This is a genomic window from Kitasatospora sp. NPDC127060, assembly GCF_042724935.1.
GTDB lineage: Bacteria > Actinomycetota > Actinomycetes > Streptomycetales > Streptomycetaceae > Kitasatospora.
Genome location: NZ_JBHXEG010000048.1, coordinates 22,500 through 44,303, shown reverse-complemented (window position 1 = coordinate 44,303; position 21,804 = coordinate 22,500). Strand labels below are relative to the sequence as shown.

The following is a 21,804-nucleotide window of genomic DNA, read 5'->3' as shown; positions in this document are numbered from 1 at the left end:
GACCGGGTCGGTCAGGCCGACCCGGTGTCCTTCTGCTCCTGCTGGTCCCGCTTGTCCTGTTCGTCCTGCGACGCGGCCTGGTCGGCCTTCTCCGCCTCGGCCTTCTCCGCCTCGGCCGCCTTCTCCGCCTCGGCCTTCTCCGCCTTGGCGGCGGCCCGGCGCTCGGCGTCGGCCTTCTTCTTCTCGTCGGCGATCTGCCGCTTGGCGGCGGTCGCGTAGATGTCCACGTACTCCTGGCCGGAGAGCCGCATGATCTCGTACATCACCTCGTCCGTCACCGAACGGAGGATGAAGCGGTCGTTCTCCATCCCGTGGTAGCGGGAGAAGTCCAGCGGGCGGCCGATCCGGATGCCGGGGCGGATGCCGAAGTTCGGGACCACCTGGCCGGGCGGCTGCACCTTCTCGGTGTCGATCATGGCCACCGGGATGACCGGGGCGCCGGTGGCCAGCGCGACCCGCGCCAGGCCGCCGACCTTGCCGCGGTACAGCTTGCCGTCGGGCGAGCGGGTGCCCTCCGGGTAGACGCCGAACAGCTCACCGCGGTCCAGCACCGCGATGGCGCTGCGGATCGCGGCCTCGCCGGCGCCGCGCACGCCCGAGCGGTCCACCGGCAGCTGGCCGACGCCCTTGAAGAAGGCGGCGGTCAACCGGCCCTTGAGGCCGGGGGTGTTGAAGTACTCGGCCTTCGCGATGAAGGTCACCCGGCGCTTGATCAGCGCGGGGAAGAAGAACGAGTCCGAGAAGGAAAGGTGGTTGCTCGCGATGATCGCCGCACCTTCGGTGGGGATGTTCTCCTCACCCTCGATCCACGGCCGGAAGAAGATCCGAAGCAGTGGCGCGACGATCATCTTCATCAGTCGGTAGAACAACCCGGGCCTCCTGTTATGCGGACCGGTCGATCCTAATGCCCCGCGACCGTCGGCTGTGCCCGGCCCCGCCGTAGGGGGTGTACGGCCCGGCGCGGGGCGTGGGACGATGCGGATTCCCGCAGCTCCCCTCCCAGCGTCCCTCCCCCAGCGCCACCCGCCCGCGAAGGAGTCCGCCATGTCGCTGCTGCCCGGTGCCGAACCGTACCGCCACCACGGCGGACCGGTCGGGGTGCTGCTGTGCCACGGCTTCACCGGGTCGCCGCAGTCGCTGCGCCCGTGGGCCGACGAGCTGGCGGCGGCCGGGTTCACCGTCTCGCTCCCGTTGCTGCCGGGGCACGGCACCCGTTGGCAGGACATGCAGGTCACCCGCTGGGAGGACTGGTACGCGGAGGTCGAGCGCGAACTGCTGACCCTCGCCGAGGAGTGCGAGCAGGTCTTCGTCTGCGCGCTGTCGATGGGCGGCGCGCTGGCACTGCGACTGGCCGCGCTGCACGGCCCGACGGTGTCCGGGCTGGTGCTGGTCAACCCGTCGGTGCGCTCGGACAACCCCGCGGGGGTGCTGCTCCCGGTGCTCCGGCACCTCGTCCCGAGCATCCCCGGGATCGCGAACGACATCCGGAAGCCGGGCGCCCACGAGGTCGGCTACGACCGGACGCCGCTGCACGCCGCCTGGTCGCTGGGGCGGCTCTGGCAGGAGGTCCAGCGACGGCTGCCCGAGGTGACCCAGCCGGTGCTGCTGTTCCACAGCCCGCAGGACCACGTGGTCTCGCCGGCCAACTCGGAACTGGTGCTGGCCCGGATATCCTCGACCGACGTGACGGAGCGGCTGTGCCAACGCAGCTTCCACGTCGCGACGCTGGACCACGACGCGGCGGAAATATTCGCGGCGAGCCTGGACTTCATCCGACGGCTGGCTCCCGCGCACGCGGCGGGTGCCGACAGGGCCGAATCCGACGATCACCATGGCTGAAGGGCCGGAAGTGCACGAGAGCAGCACTGCGGGCAGCGGGGACGACAAGCCCCGTGAGGACGGCGCGCGGACCGACGGGGCGCGAACGGACGGGGCACGGACGGACGGGACGGCGCAGGACGCCACCGCCCGGGGGGACGCCGCCGAGGGGACGCCGACCGTCCCCGGGAACGCCACCGTCCACGGGGACGGCACCGTCCAGAGCGGCCCGACGACCTCCGGCCCGGGGCCCGACGGCGCCGCGCCGACCGCACCCGCCACCGAGACCGCCCCCGCGGCGGACGCCCCGGCCCCCGTGGAGCCCCGCCCGCGCCGCAGCACCCCCGAGCGCAGCCAGGCCGAGCAGGACGCGATCTTCGCCGCCCTGGTCGCCCAGTTCGACGACCCGGTCGACCTCACCAACCCCAACTGGCCGGACGTCGAGAACCTCCGGGCGCAGAACGAGCTCAAGGGCGGCTTCAAGGACGGCAGCGGCCCCGGGGCCGGCCGGAGCGGTCCGGACGACCTCGCCGACCTCGCCCCGCAGCCCCGCCCCCGCGCGAACGGCCCCGTGCTCCCGGCCGCGAGCCCGGGCCCGCGCGACTTCGAGCTGACCGAGGACCCCGACGAGGGCCACTACGTCCCGCCGGAGCCCCCGCCGCTGCCGCCCGCCGACACCACCGCCAAGTTCGCCTGGCTCGCGGTGCTCGGCGGCCCGGCCCTGCTGCTGATCGACGCCGTGGTGTGGCGGGAGATCTCCGGCTGGCCCGCCTGGGTCGGGGTCACCGCCTTCCTCGGCGGCTTCGTCACCCTGGTCGCCCGGATGAAGGACCGCGACGAGGACGAGCCCGAGGACCCGGACCACGGCGCCGTCGTCTAGGGCCTGCCCGGCGGGTCTTGTCAGACGCGCTCCAGGGGGTTCGGCAGCTCCAGCACGGCCAGCACCGGCAGGTGGTCGGTCGCGGCCCGCAGGTCGGCCTCCGTGACGCCGGGCAGCCCGTGCGGCACCCCGCAGCCGAGGACGGTGATCCCGGGCGTGGCGAACACGGCGTCGATCCGCTGGTAGGGGTTCTCCGGTACGGAGGTGAACTCACCGCCCCAGGGCGCGGTCGGGTACCCGTCCCACATCCGCGAGGCCAGCAGCTGCCAGCCCGGCCCGTCCGGGTGTTCGTTGAAGTCCCCTGCCACGATGCCCTGTTCGGCGATCGTCAGCTGGTCGAGCAGCAGCTCGAACTGCCCGTACCGCTCCGCCGGGTCCAGGCTGAGGTGGCAGCTGGTGACGGTGAACGGCGCGGCGCCGGGCAGCCGCAGCAGGGCGGTGGCGAAGCCGCGCGCGTGCAGGCCGCGGGTCTTGGGCAGCAGCCGGTCGTGCACGCCCAGCACCTCCACCGCCCCGGGCCGGCCGAGCAGCAGCGGCCCGGCGGCGGTCCGGCCGCCCCCGGACAGGACGACCGTCCCGGTGGACCGGGCCAGCCAGGCGGCCTGGCCCTCGGGGCGCCAGTAGCGCGGGGACTCCTGGATGCAGACGAGGTCGGGCGCGCAGGCCCGGATCACCCGTGCGAGCGCCCGCCGGTCGTCGCGCAGCGAGCGGATGTTGTAGCTGAGCAGGCGCAGTCGGCGCGGGCCTGCGGGCGGCGGTTCGATGGGCGCGGCGGTCATCCGTGGTCCTCCCCTTCGCGGTGTCACCAAGGAGGACGCTAATGCGACGGCGACGGCGCGGCCGGGATTGGTCGGGGCCCGGTCACACCGCCGCCGGCGGGTCTTCAGCTCCCCCTGGGCCGCAGGACCGGCGCAGGGGGTGTCACCTTCAGGTGCGGGCGAGGTCCGCCGCGCCGACGATGCCGGCCGCGGAGCCCATGGAGGCGAGCACGACCTCGGCGCGGGGGCGGTGCACCCCGCCGGTCAGGTAGTGCTCGAAGGCCTTGGCGACCGGGTCGAGCAGCAGTCGGCCGGAGTCGGAGACGCCGCCGCCGAGGACGAACACGCCCGGGTCGAACAACGCGGCGAGGTCGGCCATGCCGCGGCCCAGCCAGTCCGCCAGTTCGGCGTAGCACTCCAGGGCGAGCGGGTCGCCCGCCTCGGCCGCCTCGGTGATGTGGATGCCGCGGATGGTCTCGGCGACGCCGTCGTTGAGCTCCAGCATCCGCCGGCCGCGCACCGGGTCGGCCGCGGCCTTCTCCCGGCCGTAGCGGCGCAGCGCGCGCCCGGAGCCGTACTGCTCCCAGCAGCCCTTGCCGCCGCAGCCGCACTGCAGTCCGTCCGGGACCATGTTGAGGTGGCCGATCTCGCCGGCGACGCCGAAGCGGCCGCGGTGCAGCCGCCCGTCGAGCACGATGCCGCCGCCGATGCCGGTGCCGACGGTGATCAGCACCATGTCCTGGTGGTCGGCGGCCGCGCCGAAGCGGAACTCGGCCCAGGCGGCGCAGTTGGCGTCGTTCTCGACGACCGTGGTCAGGCCGGCGAGTTCCTCGATCCGGCCGCGCAGCGGCTCGTTCTCCCAGTCGATGTTGGGCGCGAAGATCACCGTGGAGCGGTTGCTGTCGACGAAACCGGGGGCGCCGACGCCGACGGCGGTGACGCCGGGGTGCTGCTCCTTGAGCTCGCGCACGGCCTGCGCGATGGCGTCGACCGCCCACTGGGGGTCGGCCGGGGTGGGGACCCGGGTCCGAGCCAGGATCGCACCCGCTTCGTCGACCACGCCTGCCGCGATCTTGGTTCCGCCGACATCGACGCCGATGGTCAGAGCCATGTGTCCCTCAGCTATTCACTCGTTCCCGCTGGACGGAACGGTACCGCCCAACCCAGCCCCCGTACACAGCCTCGCATACATTATCCGAAGACAATTTTGGGACAGCCGGGCCGCAATGCTTCAAAAGTCGTATCTAATCTCCATCTTCGTGACGTACGAGAGCAGTCCGATCACGCTGCGGAGGTTACGGATTCACTGCTTGGCGGACGGCCCGTCAGCCTCGCCGGAGCCCTCGGCCCGGCCGGGTGCGTCGAGGTCGATCTTCTCCACCGGCGCCCCCTCCCCCGAGGTCCAGCGCCGCTCGTGCCCGGCCACCGCGGAACGGTAGGCGGCCAGCAGCTCGGCGCCGGCGGCGGCCAGCCCGGAGCCGGCCGCGGCGAGGTGGGCGTAGACCTCCGGCTGCTGGGTGCGCAGGCGGTCGGCCAGCCCGGAGAGGGTGATCAGGGTGGTGGCGCTGGTCTCCTGCGCCTTCTCGCCGACGGCGGTGGCGAGCCGGCGCACCTCGTCCACCAGCGGGCCCAGCTCCGGCCCGAACGGGTGGGACGGTCCGCCCCCCTGCTCGGTGCCGGGCTCGGTACGGTCGTCGGTGCTGGTCATCGCGGGCGCCTCCTCAGCCGTGGCCGCACCGCGCGGCCCTTCGGCCCGACGCTACCCGACCGGCCGTACCACCCGGAAAGGCCGGAAAGGCCGTCAGCCCCGCGGCCAGAGCGAAGGGTCGGGCGCGAACCGCACCGAGAGCACTCCCTCGTGCAGCCCCGCCCCGGCGACCGTGCAGCGGCGCAGCGCGGACGGCAGCGGCAGCACCCGGCGGTGGGCGCCGAGGCCGACCACCAGGTCGTCGCCCCGGCGGACCAGGTCCAGTCCGGCGCGGTCGGCGCCGGGCAGGTCGAGGTGCCAGACCAGCAGGCCCTCCTCGGCGAGCCGGTCCTCGACCGTCCAGGGCTGCGCTTCGAGCCGCTCGGGACCGGGCCCGTCCCCGTACAGCCGGTCGGCCACGGCTTCCAGGGTGCCCTCGGCCAGGCCGGTGACCAGCACCGGGGCGTCGGTTTCGGCGATGAGCCGGTCCAGCTCCTCCTGGCGGCGGCGGGCCAGCCCGGCCAGCCAGGGGTCGGGCGAGGCGAGGGCGGCGGGCGGCAGCGCGCCGTGCACCACGACGGCGTCCGGCCGGTGCCCGTACAGCGCGAGCCCGGCCCGGATCCGACGCAGTTCCTCGTACGGGTGACCGTCGGCCGGGACGACCAGGCGCACGCTGGTGCCCGGGTCGCCGATCGCGGCGCGGGACTCGGCCAGGACGGCGGCGGCCCTGGTGCGCCCCTCGTACAGCCACTCGGCGGGCATCGGGACGCCGGCCAGCCCGGCCAGCAGCGGGCGCAGCGCCCGGGCGGCCTGCCGCTGCTCGGGGAGGAGCCGCTCCAGGTAGCGGGCGAGCTGCTCGGGCAGGGCGAGGGTGGAGATCAGTTCGGCGGGTGGCGGGGCGAGCACCACCAGGACGTCCTGGTCGGCGGCGGGCAGGGCGCGCAGCAGGGCGAGCCGGGCGATGCCGGGGAGGGCGGTCAGCTCCTCGGGGTCGAGCTGTTCGGCGCCGAGCAGGTCGAGGGCGGGCTTGAGCCGGCCGGTGAGCTCGCCGACGGCGTAGCGGAAGGCGGCCTGCTCGTCGATCCGGGAGACCGTCAGGCCCGGCGCGTAGCCGAGCGGCACCGGCTCCAGGCGGGTGCCGAGCGCGGAGTCCAGGGCGCGGTGGGGGTCGTCGGCGGCCAGCAGCCAGGTGCGGTGGCCGCGCCGGGCGGCGTGCAGGGCGGTGGCGGCGGCCACGGCGGGCGCGCCCGCGTCGCCGCTGACCAGGATGGTGCGCGTCGCCGTCATGCCGTCATCCCCCGTTCCGCCGTGCCGGTCCCGTCAGCCCTCGACGCGCTTCTTCAGACCGGCCAGCGCCCGGTCGATGATGACCTTCTCGGCCTTGCGCTTGATCATGCCGAGCATCGGGATCTTGACGTCCACGGCGAGCTGGTAGGTGACCTCGGTACGGCCGCCGGCCAGCGGGGCGAGGGTGTAGGAGCCGTCCAGCGAGCGGAGCATCTGGCTGCGGACGAGGGTCCAGCTGACCTCGCGGTCGCCGTCCCAGGTGTAGGCCAGGGTGTGCTCGTCGCGGATGGCGCCGGCGTCGAGCAGCAGCCGGACCTGGGCGGCGCGGCCGTCCTCGCCGGGTTCCAGGACCTCGATCTCCTTGACCTCGCCGGTCCAGGCCGGGTAGGCGGCGAAGTCGGCGATCACGGCCATGACCGTGGCCGGGGTCGCGTCGATGGTGATGCTCGACCTGGTGTGCTCCGCCATGGAATGGCCCTCCGCCTCGTCCCTCTGCCGCCTGCCGGTCCGGTCGAGGCGCGCTCGACCCGATCCGCCCGGAGCAGGCTATCGCGACCGGAGATCGACTCGGCCGCGCGGGCACCGGCGTCGGCGGGCGGGGCCTGGGGCGGCGGGCGCCGCGGGCGGGCGGCGGGCGGGCCGCGGGGCATGCTACCGGCCGGTACCAGCGGGCTGCCGTAGGGTGCCAGTCGAACGACCCGGTCACGGCCTGGTCGGATCCGGCCGGGTGTGACACTTCGAACACCGGGGCCGACCCCCCTGGTCGAAGCTGCCTACCGGGCAGTAACGTCCTGCCGTCCCGCAGCGTCGCGAACGAGGAGCAGTCTTGCTCGACTTCAGCCTTCCGGCCCTCTATCAGGTACCGAGCGGCGGTAACCTCTCCGACCCTGTGCACCGGAACGCCGAGGAGCACCCGGACGTCGCGGTGCTCAGCCGGAAGGTGGACGGCCACTGGCAGGACCTGACCTCGGTCCAGTTCCTCGCCGAGGTGCACGCCGCCGCGAAGGGCCTGATCGCCGCGGGCATCGAGCCCGGCGACCGGGTGGGCGTCATGTCCCGCACGCGGTACGAGTGGACGCTGCTGGACTTCGCGATCTGGACGGCCGGCGCGATCACCGTGCCGGTCTACGAGACCTCCTCCGCCGAGCAGGTCGAGTGGATCCTCGGCGACTCGGGCGCGGTCGCCGTCCTCACCGAGACCGACCAGCACGTCAAGGTGGTCGCCGACGTCCGTGACCGGCTGCCGGAGCTGAAGCACACCTGGCAGATCGACGGCGGCGCGCTCGCCGCGCTGGCCGAGGCCGGCCGGGACGTTCCGGACGCGACGGTCCGGCAGCGCCGCTCGATCGCCGGTCCCGACGACGTCGCCACCATCGTCTACACCTCGGGCACCACCGGCCGCCCCAAGGGCTGCCAGCTGACCCACGGCAACTTCCTCGCCGAGTGCGGCAACGTGGTCGAGCGCCTGGCCCCGCTGTTCCGCACCGGCGAGAGCTCCGTACTGCTCTTCCTGCCGCTGGCCCACGTGCTCGCCCGGATCGCCGAGATCGCCCCGGCGATGGCCCCGATCAAGCTCGGCCACGTCTCCGACATCAGGGACGTCACCGCCGAGCTGGCCTCGTTCAGGCCGACCCTGATCCTGGGCGTGCCCAGAGTGTTCGAGAAGGTCTACAACACCGCCCGCGCCAAGGCCCAGGCCGACGGCAAGGGCAAGATCTTCGACAAGGCCGCGGACACCGCGATCGCCTACAGCCGGGCGCTGGACGCCGGGGGCGCGGGCCTGGTCCTGCGGCTCAAGCACGCCGTCTTCGACAAGCTGGTCTACAGCAAGCTGCGCGCCGCCCTCGGCGGCCGGGCCACCCACGCGATCTCCGGCGGCGCCCCGCTCGGCGAGCGCCTCGGCCACTTCTACCGGGGCATCGGCTTCACCGTCCTGGAGGGCTACGGCCTGACGGAGACCTGTGCGGCCACCGCCTTCAACCCGTGGGACAAGCCGAAGATCGGTACGGTCGGCCAGCCCGTCCCAGGCTCCTCCGTCCGGATCGCCGAGGACGGCGAGGTCTACTTCAAGGGCCCGCACGTCTTCACCGGCTACTGGAACAACCCGCAGGCCACCGCCGACACCCTCAAGGACGGCTGGATCGCCACCGGCGACCTCGGCTCGCTGGACTCCGAGGGCTACCTGACCATCACCGGCCGCAAGAAGGAGATCATCGTCACCGCGGGCGGCAAGAACGTCGCCCCGGCCGTGATCGAGGACCGGATCCGGGCCCACGCCCTGGTCGGCGAGGTCATGGTGGTCGGCGACCGCAAGCCCTTCATCGCCTGCCTGATCACCGTCGACCCGGATTTCTTCCCGAAGTGGAAGGAGCTCAACGGCAAGCCCGCCACCGCCACCGTCGCCGAGCTGGCCGCCGACCCGGACCTGCTGGCCGCCCTCCAGGCCGCGGTGGACGACGGCAACGCGGCGGTCTCGCACGCCGAGGCGGTCAAGAAGTTCCGCCTGCTGGACACCGAGTTCTCCGAGGAGAGCGGCCACCTGACGCCCTCGCTCAAGCTCAAGCGCAACGTCGTTCTCAAGGACTACGCGGCCGAGATCGAGGCGCTGTACCAGAAGTAGGACCGTCCAGAAATAGGACCGTGCGCCGAAGGGCCCCGGGGCGTACCCCGGGGCCCTTCGGCGTGCTCGGCGTCAGCCCGCCAGCAGCGCGGTCAGCCGCCCGGCCAGCAGGTCCCAGCGCCAGGAGCGCTCCACCCAGCGCCGCCCGGCCTCGCCCATCCGCCGGCGCAGCTCCTCGTCCCGCAGCAGCCGGACGATCCGCTCCGCCGCCGCCGCGGCCGAGCCGCCCGGCACCACGTACCCGGTCTCGCCCTCCAGCACCGCGTCCGGCGCCCCGCCGGAGTCCCCCGCGACCACCGGCAGGCCGGTCGCCGAGGCCTCCAGGTAGACGATCCCCAGGCCCTCCACGTCCAGCCCGCCGCGCCTGGTCCGGCAGGGCATCGCGAAGACGTCCCCGGCGCCGTAGTGGGCGGGCAGCTCCTCCCAGGGCACCGAGCCGGTGAACCGCACCGAGGCCCGGACGCCCGTGGCGTCCGCGAGCTTCTCCAGCTCCGCCCGGTACGGGCCGCCGCCGACGATCAGCAGCACCGCGTCCGGCACGTCCGCCAGGATCTGCGGCATCGCCTCGATCAGGGTGTCCTGGCCCTTGCGCGGCACCAGTCGGGAGACGCAGACCACCACCGGCCGGTCCGCCAGCCCCAGCCGCCGGCGCACCTCGGCGCCGCCGGAACCGGGGTGGAAGGTCGTCTCGTCCACGCCCGGCGGCAGCTGCACCATCCGGGCCGTGGCCTGCGGTCCGACCGCGGCGGCGATCCGCGAGCGGGTGTACTCGCCCAGGTAGGTCAGCACGTCGGTGCCCGCGCCGATCCGCCGCAGCAGCTGCCGGGAGCCCGGCAGCTGGGCCCAGGCGGCCTCGTGCCCGTGGGTCATGCCGAGCAGCCGCCCGGCCCCGGCCCGGCGCAGCGTCGGCGCCATCAGGCCGAGCGGGGCAGCGGCGCCGAACCAGACCGAGTCGCACTTCTCCGAGCGCAGGATCTCGGCGGCCCGCCGGGTGACCCGGGGTGTGGGAACCATCACCTTCGTGCGGTCCCGGATCACCGGGAACGGCTGCTCGGCGTCGAAGGCCCGCACCTCGGTGCCGTCCCGCCAGGTCGAGGCGTACACCACGACGCTCCCGGCGGGCTGACGGACGGCCATGTTGTGCACGAAGGCCTGGATGCCCCCCGGACGGGGCGGGAAGTCATTGGTGACGATCAAGGTTCTGTGCATCAGGCCACGGCTCGCTCGGTCGGGGGGTGCTCGGTGTACCGCTGGGTGATCCGTACGATAGGTCAACACCATGACCCGCCGGGAACGGATCCGCCCACGGCAACCGTTTGCCCACCGGGTCAGTCCTAGTACCTAGGCCGCGGACACGGCGGCCCGGGCGTCCGTCAGTACGACGCCTCCGGTGAGGACGTCGAGACGAACGAGGGAGCGCAGTGGAGTTGGCCCCGGCCACCGAGTCCGGTTCTTCACGCGGCCGCCTCGGCCGCCCGCTCGGGGCGCTCGCCGCCCTCGGGGCGACCTGGGTGGCCACCCGCACCGTTCTGGTGCTGCTGGTGACCGGCGTGCTGAAGTCGCCCGGCGGCGACGTCACCGCGGACGTCTGGATGATCTACCACGCCTGGTACGGCGTGCTGCAGACCGGCACCTTCCCGTTCGACGACGTCACCTGGCAGTACCCGCCGGGTGCCGCCCTGGTCATCCTGCTGCCGGGTCTGCTGCCCTGGTCGTACCTGACCTCGTTCTGGGTGATCTGCGGGATCGCCGACGCCGCCGCGGCCGCGCTGCTGATCCGCACCGGGCTGCGCAAGGGCCGGACGCTGACCGGCGCCTGGCTGTGGGTCGTCGCGGTGCCGCTGCTCGGCCCGATGATCTACAACCGCTTCGACCTCCTGGTCACCGCGCTCGCCCTGGCCGGCCTGCTCGCGCTGATCCGCCGCCCGGCGATCGGCGGCCTGCTGCTGGGCCTGGGCGGCATCGTCAAGGTCTGGCCGCTGCTCGGCCTGATCGGCACCCCGTCCGGCCGCCGCACCCGCCGCTCCTGGACGCTGGCCGCCGCCACCGCCGTCTCGGTGGGCTTCCTGCTCGCGGCCGGGATGAACGGCGCCTTCGGCTTCCTGGCCTTCCAGGGGGCCCGCGGCATCGAGGTCGAGTCGGTCGGCGCGCTGCCGTTGCACCTGGCCCGGCTGGCCGGCGGCTGGGACGGCAAGGTCACCATGAACTACGGCTCCCCCGAGATGCTCGGGCCGTGGGTCAGCGTGATCAGCAAGGTGATGATGGCCGGCACCGTGCTGGGCTTCCTCTGGCTGCTGCTGTGGCGCTTCACCGCCCGCCGCCGCAACGCCGCCACCATGTACGACGCGGCGCTGTGCGCGCTGCTGATCTTCGTGGTGACCAGCCGGGTGATCAGCCCCCAGTACCTGGTCTGGCTGGTCGGCGTCGCCGCGGTCTGCCTGACCGTGCGCGGCACCAGCCAGCGGCCGGTGGCCCTGCTGATCCTGCTGGCCTGCCCGCTCACCCTGCTCGAGTTCCCGACGATGTTCACCCAGGTCCTCAACAGCGAGCCGCTCGCGGTCACCGTACTGGGCCTGCGCAACCTGCTGCTGCTGACCGCCACCGTGCTCGCCTGCGTCCGGCTCTGGCGCTCCACCCGCGCCCCGGCCCCGCTGCCGCCCACCGTGGTGCTCGCCGAGCCCCCCGCCCTGCCGCCCGCCTCCGCCTACCCGGTGCGCCCGGGCATCGCGTACGAGCAGGACCTCCTGGACGGCATCGACCAGCCGGCGGGCGCGCGGCCCTCCAACGGCCGTTAGGGCGTGTCTGACGATTCCCGCCGGGCGCGCGACGTCGGAGCGCGCGCCAGGACAGCCCCTAACCCTTCAGAGCCGCCACCTCGGCCAGCCAGAGCCCGGTGAACTCGGCCAGCCCGACGCCCAGTTCGCTGCGCAGCAGCCGGTCGGTGCGGTGCTCGCGATCCTCGCCCTGGCCGTCGCCCGCGCCGACCGCCCGGTAGAAGGCGACCAGCCGCCCGGTGCCGTACCGGCGGGCGATCAGGTCGCAGGCCAGCCAGGACTGCTCGTAGGCCTGGGCGATGCCGGTGGCGCCCGCGGCGAAGTCCCCGTCGGCGGGCAACGCCGTGGGCAGCTTCCCGGCCGCGACGTCCCGGGCCAGCTCGGGGGCGATCTGCTGCGGGCGGCGGCCGGACTCCCGGTAGGCGGTCCAGTCGGCGACGCCCTCGGAGAGCCACAGCGGGGTCCAGGCCCGGGTGTCGGCCCGGGTCGCGACGTGGGTGGCCTCGTGGGTGACCACCACCTGCCGGCCGAAGTCGCTGAGCCGCCCGAACGCCTCGGGGTTGATCACCACCCGGTCCGCCGGGGTGTGCCAGGGCGCGCCGGGGGCCGCCACGGTGACCGCCGCCATGCCCGTCCAGCCGGCCGGGTCGGCCTCCAGCAGCCGGGCGAACTGCGGCTCGGTGGCGGGCAGTTCGAGCAGCAGCCGGCCGGGCCAGGCACTGCCCCAGACCGCACTGACGGCGGGCACCGCGTTGTCCCCCACCGCGACCAGACCGGCCGGGTCGGGCCCACCGGCCAGGCCGAGCACCAGGCAGTGGGCGCCGGGGGCGGTACGGACGGGGCCGAGGTCCCACAGCGCCGGGGGCCCGCCGGTGCCCTCCTCCCGCTCGACCCGCCAGCCGCCCCGGTCCCGGACCAGCTCGATCCGGCGCGGGTACACCACGGGGTACTCGTCGTAGCCGGTGATCCGCACAGCCAGTTCGACGGAGACGGTCAGCCTCGGCCGGTCCGGCCCGTCGGCCGGCGACAGCACCAGGTCGCGGTACGCCGCTTCGGCCCCGGTCAGCCCCGACCAGACGGGCAGCGAGCTCGCCCGCGCCGCCAGCAGCCCGGCGACCTCGGCCCGCAGGTCGGCGTCCCGCCCGTCGGGCACCGTCGCCGGGACGGCCGGCGGCAGCGACAGCTGGGCCAGCCCGCCGGCCGCCAGCAGCAGCGCACCGCGCCGGGACACCACGCAGCGCGCCGGGTCTATCGGGTGGGGGCCGTCCGGCCCGCCGGGCGTCGCGCTCAGAGCCGGACCACTCCCGAGACCGGCATCGCGTTGACGCTCTCGTACCGGACCTTGGCCCCCGGGTACGGCGCGTGCACCATCACCCCGCCGCCGGCGTACATCCCGACGTGGTGCATGTCCCGGTAGAAGATCACCAGGTCTCCCGGCCGTGCTTCGGAGAGGCTGATCCGCTGCCCGGCGTACGCCTGGGCCTGCGAGGTCCGCGGCAGGGTCACTCCGGCCTGCCGCCAGCTGTAGTACATCAGACCGGAGCAGTCGAAGGCACGGGGCCCGGTGGACCCGTAGACGTAGGGCGAGCCGACCATCCGCACCGCGGCGGCCAGCGCGGCGGCCCCGCGCTCGGAGGCGGCCGGGGCGCTGCCGAGGTCCAGCCGGTCGGTGCCGCGGGTGGCGCGCGACTCGGCGTCCCGGGCGTCCTGGGCGATCATCCGGGTCCGCTCGGCGGCGCCCAGGCTGTTGAGCAGCTTCTGGGCCTTGGCCAGCCGCTGCTGGATCTGCTGCTTGTTCTCGGCCAGCGAGCGGCGGGCCTGGTCCAGCTCGGCGAGCTTGGCCGCGGTCTCGGTGCGACGCTGGTCGAGCCGGCGCTGACGGGTGACCAGCTCGTGCAGGGTCTCCTGCTGCCGTTCGGCGGCCTGGCCGAGGGTCCGGGCGCGGGCCAGGTAGCCCTCGGGGTCGGTGGAGAGCATCAGCTGGGCGGTCTGGGCCATCCCTCCGCCGCGGTACTCGGCCCCGGCCACCGTGGCGAGGTCCCCGCGCAGCTGGTTGAGCTGGTCCTGGGCGGCGGCGACCTCGCCCTGGAGGATCGTGGTCTCGCCGAGCAGCCGCTTCTGCGCCTCCTGGGCGGCGTTGTACTTCTCCGACGCCTGCTCGGCCTCGTCGTACAGCTGCTCGACCTGAGCCTTGACGTCCTTGCGGTCGGGCGCGTCCGGCGCGCCGGGGGTGGCCTGGGCGCTGCCGGCGGTCGCCACGCCCAGGGCCGTGGTGGCGGCCGCGGTCAGTACCAGCGCACGGGCGAGCAGTTGGGAACGACGGTGCACGGGCATGGCGGCAGCGGCTCCATTCCTGCGGCGCGGCCCCGCGGCCGCGCCCTGCTGGGCGGCCGTCGAGCGGGAGTCCGGTGGCAGACGTTAGCGAGTCCGGGCAAGTGAGTCCAAACCCCTACCGACCCGAATATTTGACCCCTATTCGGACACCAGGCCGAGCAGCCGGAAAAGCCGCAGGCCCGGCCCTCCGTGACGGAGGACCGGGCCCGTGAACCTTCGAGCGGGGATCAGACCCGGACGATGGAGGTCAGCGGCATGTTGGAGACGGCCTCGTAGCGGACCGACGCACCCGGCTTGGGCGCGTGCAGCACCTGGCCGTTGCCCGCGTAGATGCCGACGTGGTGGGCGTCGCCGTAGAAGATCAGCATGTCACCGGGCTGGGCCTGGGAGATGTCCGAGCCGATCCGGGTGCCGGCGCCGGCCTGCTCCTGAGAGGTGCGCGGCAGCGACACACCGGCCTGGTTGAACGCCCAGACCATCAGGCCGGAGCAGTCGAAGGAGCCGGGGCCGGTGGCGCCCCAGACGTACGGGCTGCCGACCTTGGTGGCGGCGGCGGCCAGCGCGGCCGCGCCGTGCGAGCTGCCCGGGGCGACCTTGACCGGCGCGGCCGCGGCGCCCGAGCCGAGGTCGCTGCGGCTGCTGTCGCGCGAGGCGCGGTCGGCCGGCTGGGCGGCCTTCGCGGCGGCGTCCGCCTTGGCCTTGGCGTCGGCGGCGGCCTTGTCCTCGGCCGCCTTGAGCGCCTGGCGCTCCTGCTCGGTCAGCGTGTTGAGCAGGTCCTGGGCGGCCTTCAGCTTGTTCTGGACCTCGTCCTTGGAGGCCTTCAGCTGCGTGGTGGTGGCTTCCAGCTCGCCGAGCTTGCCCTGGGCCTCGGTGCGGTCCTGGTCCAGCTTGCGCTGCTGGTCCTGGAGCTGCTTCAGCTGGTTCTTCTGGGTGCTGCCGGCCTGGTTGAGCGCACCGGCCTGGTTCAGGAAGTTGTCCGGGCTGGAGGAGAGCATCAGCTGGACGGTCGGGGATATCCCACCGTTGCGGTACTGCTCGCCCGCGATCTCGGCGAGGCCGCCCTGCAGATCGGTCACCTGAGCCTGCTGCCGGGCCACCTGGTCCTGCATGCCGGAGACCTGCTTCTCCAGCTCCTGCTGCTTCTCCTGGGCGGCGTTGTACTTCTCGGTCGCCTGCTCGGCCTGCTCGTTGAGCTGGTCGACCTGCTCCTTGACCTGGTCCTTGGTCGGCTGCGGGTCGGCGTGCGCGCCGGTCTGCGCGGAGAGCGCGACGGCGGCGGCGGCGAAACCGGTCAGGATCGAGACACGAGCGCGACTGGCGGGCTTGGGACGACGATGGGACGCCACGAAGGCGGACTCCTTCTTCCTACATCCGCCTACCGGGTGAGCTGACGGGTTCGGGCCGGAAGCATGCCCTACGGCGCCTCACCGGCCTCACCTGCGGCCGACCTGGCGCCGATTCACCCCGGAGGAACGTGGTTCCCCGGCTCCGCTCCGCAGCGCCCCCGACTACTGGGCTCCCCTGTCGGGCAGTCGCTTCGACCTGCCCCGCTGTTTCGCGAACTCGACGGTAACCACCGCCGCCACCCAGGCTGGGTGATCGACAGTGCGGTGGTTCGAGGCACGACCCTAGTAACTGAACCGTGATCCGTTCAAATCCTTGTCAGAAAAAAGACGGAAGATTACCCATGTTCTTTTGTGAAAATGACTGATGGTGATCGCCGCCGCACGCAAAGCTGATCACCTCTCACCGATCGGCCATGAGGCAGGCAAACCCGAAGCGCCACCCCCGTCGGGAGGTGGCGCGGATCACAGGGCCGGAGCCGACCCTTCGGGCGTGTCGGCTCGTCAGATCCGGCGGATCGTGTTGATCGACATCGCGTCGGCCTTCATCACCTTCACCACGTCACCGGTGTGCGGCGCGTGGACCACCATGCCGTTGCCGATGTACATCGCGACGTGGTGCATGTCGCCGCCGTAGATCACCAGGTCCCCGGGCTGGGCGGTGGCCAGCGTCACGGCCGTCCCGATGTGGCCCTGCTCCTGCGAGGTGCGCGGCAGCGAGACGCCGGCCTGGCCGTACGCCCAGACCATCAGACCCGAGCAGTCGAAGGTGCTCGGCCCGGTGGCGCCCCACACGTACGGCGAACCCTGCTTGCTCATCGCCTTGGCGACGGCAACGGCCGCATAGCCGCTGGCCGGCGGAAGGCTGCTGAGGTCGACCCGGTCGGCGCCGCGCGAGGCGCGGTCGTCCTGCTGCTGCTGGGCCTTCAGCGCGGCGCGGTCGGCGGCGCTGAGCGAGTTCAGCAGGTCCTGGGCGGTCTTCAGCTTGGTGTTGACGTCCGTCTTGGCCTGGTTCAGGTCCTTGGTGGTGGAGTCCAGCGAGGCCAGCACGGCGGCCGCCTCGCTCTTCTCCTGGTCCAGCCGGCGCTGCTGGTCGAGCAGGCCCTTGAGCGCCTCGGTCTGGGTGGTGCTGGCCTGCTGGACGCTCGACGCCTTCTCCAGATAGCCCGACGGGTCGGAGGAGAGCATCAGCTGGACGGACGGGTCGATGCCGCCGGTGCGGTACTGCTCGCCGGCGACCTGGGCCAGGCCGGTCTGCAGCTGGCTCATCTGGTCCTGGCTGCGGGCCACCTGGTCCTGCAGCTGGTCGGCCTGCTTGCGGAGCTGGTCCGCGCGCTCCTTGGCGCCGTTGTACTTCTCCGCCGCCTGCTCCTGCTCCTGCTGGAGCTGGTCGATCTGCGCCTTGACGTCGCTGGTGTTCGGCTGCGGCGCGGCGTGTGCGGCCACCTGGGCGGAGAGGGCGACCGCGGTCGCAGCGGCCGCGGTGAGCACGGAGACCCGCGCGCGGCTCGGCTGCTTGGGACGGCGGTGGGAGGCCAAGAGACCCGCTCCTTCTTCCAACGGACTCACCTGTTCGGGTGAGATACCGGAAAATAGGTTTGACGCCAGACCCTAGTGAAGATCTACCCGTTTTGCCACTCCCCCGAAGGCGTGAACTCCGGTTCTCCCAGTGACTTCACCGGATCCGCACACTCACCCGACGACGGCGCTGACCTGCCGTCACGCCGCCCGGGCCGCAGGTCAGGGCCGGGCCAGCCGGTTCAGCAGCAGCACCGAGGCCACCGGGCGCGCGCCCGCCTTCCGCACGCCGTCCGCGACCTCCCGGTCGGTGGAGACCACCACCACCGGACGGCCCTGCGGCTCGGCCCGGACCAGACGGCGGATCAACTCGTCCGCGGTCTCGCCGGTCCGACTGAACCGTACCCGCACCCCGCGCGGTGGCGCCATGATGACCGGGACGTCCAGGTCCTGCCCGTCGAACACACAGGTGACCTCCGCCTGGGTGCGCTGGGCCAGCATCGCCAGCCCGCCCAGCAGCCGGATCCGCTGCTGCTCCAGCGGCAGCGTCGGGTACCCGGTCTTGGTCACGTTGTAGCCGTCCACCACCAGGTGCACCTGGGGGATCGCCAGCAGCTGGTCCAGCAGCGCCGGGTCGTCGTCGGCCAGGCCGCGCCGGGCCACGTCGTGCGGCGAGGCCGCCCCCGGCACCACCGCCTCCACCAGGTCCGCAGGGCGGATCTGGGAGACCGGCAGCGCCAGCTCGCGCTGCAGCCCCTGCGCCGACTGCAGCACGGTGTCCAGCAGCAGCCGCAGCCGCATGTCCTCGACGCTGCGCCCCTCCCGGGCCGAGCGGCGGCCCTGCTCGGCCGCGTTCTCCAGCTCGGACACCCGGTGCCGCAGCCGCCGCGCCTCGCTCTCGGCCGCACTGCGCTCGCCCGCGGCCTGCGCCCTGGCGGCCTCCAGCTCGCCGGCCACCCGCCGGGTCTCGGCCTGCGCCCGGCGGGTGTCGCTCTCCAGCGACCGCACCTTCTTGCGCAGCGACTCGGCCTCCCGCCGGACGCCCTCGAACTCCGCGCGCTGGCGGTCCAGGTCCGCCCGGGCGGCGGCCCGCACCTCGGCCAGCTCGGCCTGCAGCTTCTCCACCAGCCGGGAGGCCTCCGCCACCGCGTCCTCGGCGCCGGCCCGCTCGGCCTCCTCGCCGACCTCGGCGACCAGCCGGCTCCAGCCCGCCGACCGCACCAGGTAGGCGGCTGCCGCGACGTCCATCGGATCGGCGGCGCCGGGGACGGTGCCCGACTCCAGCGCCTTCACCAGGTCCGGCTGGCCCAGCCGCAGCCGCTCCGCTATCCGCACCCGGAAGGCCGGCTCGGACTCCAGCGCCGCCGCCAGCGCGGTGGCCGCGTACTTCGCCCGCCGCGCGGGGGTGAACTTGGCGTACTGACGCAGGCTCTGCGGCAGTTCCCCGGGCGGCAGCCCGCCCAGCGCGTCCGAGGCCAGCCCGACCACCCGTCGGCGCACGCCCTCGGGCAGCGGCCGGTCCAGCTTCTCGGCCGGGTGCTCCGCCGCGGCACCCGGGGCAGGGGGCTCGGACGGGACCGTCCCGGCGGCCGGCTGCGGTGCCTGCGCAGCGGGCTGAAGCCCCTGCGGTTCGCCGGGCTCCCTCGCTGCGTCCACCACGTCCTCGGCTCCGATCCTGATCCAGCGGGTGCGGCCGCGGCCGCCCCTGTCGTCACGCTCCGTGCGTCTTGTCTGTATTGTCCCGTGCGGTGGACGGCCGCGTCGCGCACCGCCCGCCGCACCGGAGGGGTCAGCCCTGCGCGGCGGGGGCCTCCGCGCCCTCGGCGCCCGGGCGGGCCACCAGCTCGACCTGGTCCACCGCGTTGCACCAGCGGCAGCGCACCGACTCGATCGTCTCGCTGTGCACCTCGGTCTCCTCGACCTCGGACTCGCCGGCCAGGTCGAAGTGCAGGAACTCGGTCACCCGCGCGGTACGGGTCACGTCGAAGCGGGTGAGGTTGCCGCACAGCGTGCAGCGCCAGCGCGTCTCGGCGGTCAGGGCGGGGACGGTCATCGGGGATCCTCTCGGCTGGTTCCCTGGGTGGGCTAGGCGCTCCCCCCGGAGCCCCGGCGTCGGCGGCGGGAGGCGGGATTGCCCGGCCCAAGCCTATTGCCTGGGGCAACCATCAGGACCACCGGTCAGCCGAGATGACCGGAGCCCGTTCCGGCCCACCGGACGGACCGGTAGTCCACCTGCCGTAAACCGCCGTGTCACCTGCCGCGCCCGGAGGGATGCTTGGCCGCATGGCGCTCGCGACCCCCGGCCACACCGACGCCCGGGACGGCCGCCCGGCGGTGGCCGCCCCGGCGGTCACCTACGCCCTGATCGCGGTCAACACCCTGGTCTTCCTGCTCGGCCCGGCGGCCGGCGTCAACCCGCTGTACGGCACCGGCCAGGCCCGGATCTGCGCCGAGCAGCGCTACGAGCAGCGCTGGGGAGCCGTCCCCGCCGAACTGCTGACCGGCCACCCGCTCACCGCCGAGCAGCTGGCCGAGGCCCCCGACCCGGTCCCCGGCTGCCCCGCCGCCCCCACCCCGGGCAAGCACCCCGCCGTGTCCGCCCTCACCGGCCTCTTCCTGCACGCCGGCTGGCTGCACCTGCTGGGCAACCTGCTCTTCCTCCACGTCTTCGGCCCCACCGTCGAACGCCGGGTCGGCCGGGCCAGGTACCTCCTCTTCTACCTTGCCGCCGGCAGCCTGGCCTCGTACGGCTTCGCGCTCGCCGAGGCCCGCTCGCCGGACTCCACCCGGGTCCTGATCGGCGCCTCGGGCGCGATCGCCGCCGCCCTCGGCGCCTACCTGCGCTTCCACCCGCGGGCCCGGGTGACCACCCTGGTCCCGCTGCTCCTCTTCCTCCCGCTGCGCTTCCCGGCCTGGCTGGTGCTCGGCCTGTGGTTCGCCCTGCAGTGGTGGTCGGTGCACTCGGCCGGGCCCGGGGTGGCCTACCTGGTGCACGTGATCGGCTTCTCGGCCGGCTTCCTGTACGCCTGCACCGTGGTCGGACACCCCCCGAGACGGCCCGGCTGAGGCCCGATACGCTGGCCGCACCCCATGAAGGAGCCCGCACAGTGATCACTGCCATCGTCCTGATCAAGACCAGTGTCGACCGCATCCCGGAGATCGCCGAGGCCATCGCCGCGATCGAGGGGGTCAGCGAGGTGTACTCGGTGACCGGTGGCTACGACCTGGTGGCAATGGTCCGGGTGCGCCGTCACGACGACCTGGCCGAGGTCATCCCGGGCCGGCTCAACAAGGTCCCGGGCGTGGCCCACACCGAGACCCAGATCGCCTTCCGCACCTACTCCCAGCACGACCTGGAAGCGGCCTTCGCCCTCGGCCTGGACGAGTAGCGGTCCGCCCGCACCCCTCAGCCCTCGCGTCGGGTGTCGGCGACGCAACGGCCGCCCTCGTTGCGGTAGTTCCACGCCGCGCCGTCGGTGACCAGCTCGCGGACGGCGGTCAGGAAGCGCTCCACGTGCTCGTCCGGCGTGCCCGCCCCGAAGCTCACCCGGATCGCGTTCAGGCTGCGCTCGCCCGGCAGCGAGGGCTCGGGCGCCCCGCACTCGGACGGAGCGACGTCCTCGTCCCCCAGGAGGGTCCGCACCAGCGGGTGGGCGCAGAACAGCCCGTCGCGCACCCCGATGCCGTACTCGGCGGACAGCGCGGCCGAGAAGTGCGAGCTGTTCCAGCCCCGGACGACGAAGGACAGCACGCCCACCCGGGCCGAGCCGGCGCCGAACAGGTTCAGCACCCGGACCTCCGGAATCTCCGCCAGCCCGGCCGTCAGCCGGTCGACCAGTTGCCGCTCCCGGGCCTCCAGCGCGTCGAAGCCGGCCTCGGTGAGCGCCCGACAGGCCGAGGCGATCGCGTAGGCGCCGATCACGTTGGGCGAGCCGGCCTCGTGCCGGGCCGGGCCGGTGTGCCACTGGACCGCCACCGAGCCGTCCGCCTCCCGGGCCACCGTCCGGGTCGCCCCGCCGCCGGCCAGGTACGGCTCGGCCGCGTCCAGCCAGTCGGCCCGCCCGGCCAGCACCCCGGCGCCGAACGGCGCGTACAGCTTGTGGCCGGAGAAGGCGATCCAGTCGACGCCCAGCTCGCGCACCGAGACCCGGTGGTGCGGGGCCAGTTGGGCGGCGTCCAGCACCACCCGGGCGCCGTACCGGTGCGCGGTCGCGGTCAGCTCGGCGACCGGCCACAGCTCGCCGGTCACATTGGAGGCGCCGGTGACGCACAGCAGCTTGGGGCCCTCGGGCGCGGCGGCCAGCGCGGTCTCCAGCGCCTCCACCGCCTCGGCCCGCGAGCGCGGCGCCCGCAGGTACCCGACCTCCAGCCCGGCGTGCGCCCAGGGCAGCAGCGAGGCGTGGTGCTCGGTCTCGAAGGCGAACACCCGGGTGCCGGCCGGCACCGCCGCGGCCAGCAGGTTGAGCGAGTCGGTGGTGGCGCGGGTGAAGACCACCTGGTCGCCCTCGCGCAGGTCGAGGAACTCGGCGACGGTCCGTCGGCTCTGCTCGAACAGGTCGGTGGACAGCTGCGAGAGGTACCCGGCCCCGCGGTGCACGCTGCCGTAGTACGGCGCGTAGGCGGCGACGTCGTCCCACACCCGCTGGAGCGCCGGCGCGCTGGCCGCGTAGTCGAGCGCCGCGTAGCCGACCTTCGCACCGCTGGCCAGCGGCACCTGGACGTCGTGGCCGAGGACGGCGAGCGGGGCGGCGGTTTCGAGAGCGAGGGACATGAGGATGCACTCCT

Annotated in this window: 20 protein-coding genes and 1 riboswitch; of the genes, 6 read left to right on the top strand and 14 right to left on the bottom strand. The window is 73.8% G+C overall.

What is annotated here, in order from left to right:
- Positions 1 to 11 precede the first annotated feature (11 nt).
- Entirely contained in the window at positions 12 to 854 is an 843-nt protein-coding gene (locus ACFWIS_RS24660; RefSeq protein ID WP_380458911.1) for a lysophospholipid acyltransferase family protein, read from the bottom strand.
- Between the two features lie 190 nt (positions 855 to 1,044).
- On the opposite strand from ACFWIS_RS24660, the gene ACFWIS_RS24655 reads away from it, so the two are divergent.
- Both ACFWIS_RS24655 and ACFWIS_RS24650 read left to right on the top strand, forming a co-directional pair.
- Complete coding sequence (locus tag ACFWIS_RS24655; RefSeq protein WP_380458850.1) at positions 1,045 to 1,839, top strand: alpha/beta hydrolase; 795 nt, start codon at positions 1,045 to 1,047, stop codon at positions 1,837 to 1,839.
- A gap of 10 nt (positions 1,840 to 1,849) precedes the next feature.
- Positions 1,850 to 2,698: a hypothetical protein gene (locus tag ACFWIS_RS24650; protein WP_380458852.1), complete on the top strand. Its 849-nt coding sequence runs from the start codon at positions 1,850 to 1,852 to the stop codon at positions 2,696 to 2,698.
- A 20-nt stretch (positions 2,699 to 2,718) separates the two neighbouring features.
- Here ACFWIS_RS24650 and ACFWIS_RS24645 read toward each other — a convergent pair whose 3' ends face one another.
- From ACFWIS_RS24645 to ACFWIS_RS24625, 5 genes are all read right to left on the bottom strand, one after another.
- Positions 2,719 to 3,477, bottom strand: a complete 759-nt coding sequence (locus tag ACFWIS_RS24645; RefSeq protein ID WP_380458854.1) for an endonuclease/exonuclease/phosphatase family protein — start codon at positions 3,475 to 3,477, stop codon at positions 2,719 to 2,721.
- 148 nt (positions 3,478 to 3,625) lie between these two features.
- A complete protein-coding gene (locus tag ACFWIS_RS24640) occupies positions 3,626 to 4,567 on the bottom strand; it encodes an ROK family glucokinase (RefSeq protein ID WP_380458856.1) in 942 nt (313 codons plus the stop codon).
- Between the two features lie 192 nt (positions 4,568 to 4,759).
- Complete coding sequence (locus ACFWIS_RS24635; protein WP_380458858.1) at positions 4,760 to 5,164, bottom strand: DUF5304 family protein; 405 nt, start codon at positions 5,162 to 5,164, stop codon at positions 4,760 to 4,762.
- A 93-nt stretch (positions 5,165 to 5,257) separates the two neighbouring features.
- Positions 5,258 to 6,430, bottom strand: a complete 1,173-nt coding sequence (locus ACFWIS_RS24630; protein WP_380458860.1) for an ArsA family ATPase — start codon at positions 6,428 to 6,430, stop codon at positions 5,258 to 5,260.
- A 33-nt stretch (positions 6,431 to 6,463) separates the two neighbouring features.
- Positions 6,464 to 6,898 (bottom strand): SRPBCC family protein, encoded by a 435-nt coding sequence (locus tag ACFWIS_RS24625; protein WP_380458862.1) that lies wholly within the window; start codon positions 6,896 to 6,898, stop codon positions 6,464 to 6,466.
- A 358-nt stretch (positions 6,899 to 7,256) separates the two neighbouring features.
- Between ACFWIS_RS24625 and ACFWIS_RS24620 the strand changes: the two genes are divergently transcribed.
- Positions 7,257 to 9,050 (top strand): AMP-dependent synthetase/ligase, encoded by a 1,794-nt coding sequence (locus ACFWIS_RS24620; protein WP_380458864.1) that lies wholly within the window; start codon positions 7,257 to 7,259, stop codon positions 9,048 to 9,050.
- A 72-nt stretch (positions 9,051 to 9,122) separates the two neighbouring features.
- On the opposite strand, the gene ACFWIS_RS24615 is transcribed toward ACFWIS_RS24620, so the two are convergent.
- Positions 9,123 to 10,259, bottom strand: coding sequence for a glycosyltransferase family 4 protein (locus ACFWIS_RS24615; protein ID WP_380458866.1), 1,137 nt, complete (start codon positions 10,257 to 10,259; stop codon positions 9,123 to 9,125).
- Between the two features lie 212 nt (positions 10,260 to 10,471).
- Between ACFWIS_RS24615 and ACFWIS_RS24610 the strand changes: the two genes are divergently transcribed.
- Positions 10,472 to 11,845: a glycosyltransferase 87 family protein gene (locus ACFWIS_RS24610; RefSeq protein WP_380458868.1), complete on the top strand. Its 1,374-nt coding sequence runs from the start codon at positions 10,472 to 10,474 to the stop codon at positions 11,843 to 11,845.
- 58 nt (positions 11,846 to 11,903) lie between these two features.
- Here ACFWIS_RS24610 and ACFWIS_RS24605 read toward each other — a convergent pair whose 3' ends face one another.
- The 6 genes from ACFWIS_RS24605 to ACFWIS_RS24580 form a co-directional block, all read right to left on the bottom strand.
- Positions 11,904 to 13,058, bottom strand: a complete 1,155-nt coding sequence (locus tag ACFWIS_RS24605) for a hypothetical protein (RefSeq protein ID WP_380523993.1) — start codon at positions 13,056 to 13,058, stop codon at positions 11,904 to 11,906.
- Between the two features lie 53 nt (positions 13,059 to 13,111).
- Positions 13,112 to 14,158, bottom strand: a complete 1,047-nt coding sequence (locus tag ACFWIS_RS24600) for an NlpC/P60 family protein (protein ID WP_380458873.1) — start codon at positions 14,156 to 14,158, stop codon at positions 13,112 to 13,114.
- A gap of 227 nt (positions 14,159 to 14,385) precedes the next feature.
- Positions 14,386 to 15,504, bottom strand: coding sequence for an NlpC/P60 family protein (locus ACFWIS_RS24595; protein WP_380458875.1), 1,119 nt, complete (start codon positions 15,502 to 15,504; stop codon positions 14,386 to 14,388).
- A 10-nt stretch (positions 15,505 to 15,514) separates the two neighbouring features.
- Positions 15,515 to 15,669, bottom strand: a riboswitch (cyclic di-AMP (ydaO/yuaA leader).
- 336 nt (positions 15,670 to 16,005) lie between these two features.
- Complete coding sequence (locus tag ACFWIS_RS24590) at positions 16,006 to 17,040, bottom strand: NlpC/P60 family protein (RefSeq protein ID WP_380458878.1); 1,035 nt, start codon at positions 17,038 to 17,040, stop codon at positions 16,006 to 16,008.
- A gap of 201 nt (positions 17,041 to 17,241) precedes the next feature.
- Positions 17,242 to 18,678 carry an NYN domain-containing protein gene (locus ACFWIS_RS24585; protein WP_380458881.1) on the bottom strand — a complete coding sequence of 479 codons (1,437 nt, stop codon included), beginning with the start codon at positions 18,676 to 18,678 and terminating at the stop codon, positions 17,242 to 17,244.
- Between the two features lie 130 nt (positions 18,679 to 18,808).
- Positions 18,809 to 19,072: a hypothetical protein gene (locus tag ACFWIS_RS24580; RefSeq protein WP_380458883.1), complete on the bottom strand. Its 264-nt coding sequence runs from the start codon at positions 19,070 to 19,072 to the stop codon at positions 18,809 to 18,811.
- A gap of 230 nt (positions 19,073 to 19,302) precedes the next feature.
- Between ACFWIS_RS24580 and ACFWIS_RS24575 the strand changes: the two genes are divergently transcribed.
- Together ACFWIS_RS24575 and ACFWIS_RS24570 are read left to right on the top strand one after the other, a co-directional pair.
- A complete protein-coding gene (locus ACFWIS_RS24575; protein ID WP_380458886.1) occupies positions 19,303 to 20,085 on the top strand; it encodes a rhomboid family intramembrane serine protease in 783 nt (260 codons plus the stop codon).
- A gap of 41 nt (positions 20,086 to 20,126) precedes the next feature.
- A complete protein-coding gene (locus ACFWIS_RS24570) occupies positions 20,127 to 20,408 on the top strand; it encodes an Lrp/AsnC ligand binding domain-containing protein (RefSeq protein ID WP_030240061.1) in 282 nt (93 codons plus the stop codon).
- Between the two features lie 17 nt (positions 20,409 to 20,425).
- Here ACFWIS_RS24570 and ACFWIS_RS24565 read toward each other — a convergent pair whose 3' ends face one another.
- Positions 20,426 to 21,790, bottom strand: coding sequence for an aminotransferase class V-fold PLP-dependent enzyme (locus ACFWIS_RS24565; RefSeq protein WP_380458889.1), 1,365 nt, complete (start codon positions 21,788 to 21,790; stop codon positions 20,426 to 20,428).
- Positions 21,791 to 21,804 lie beyond the last annotated feature (14 nt).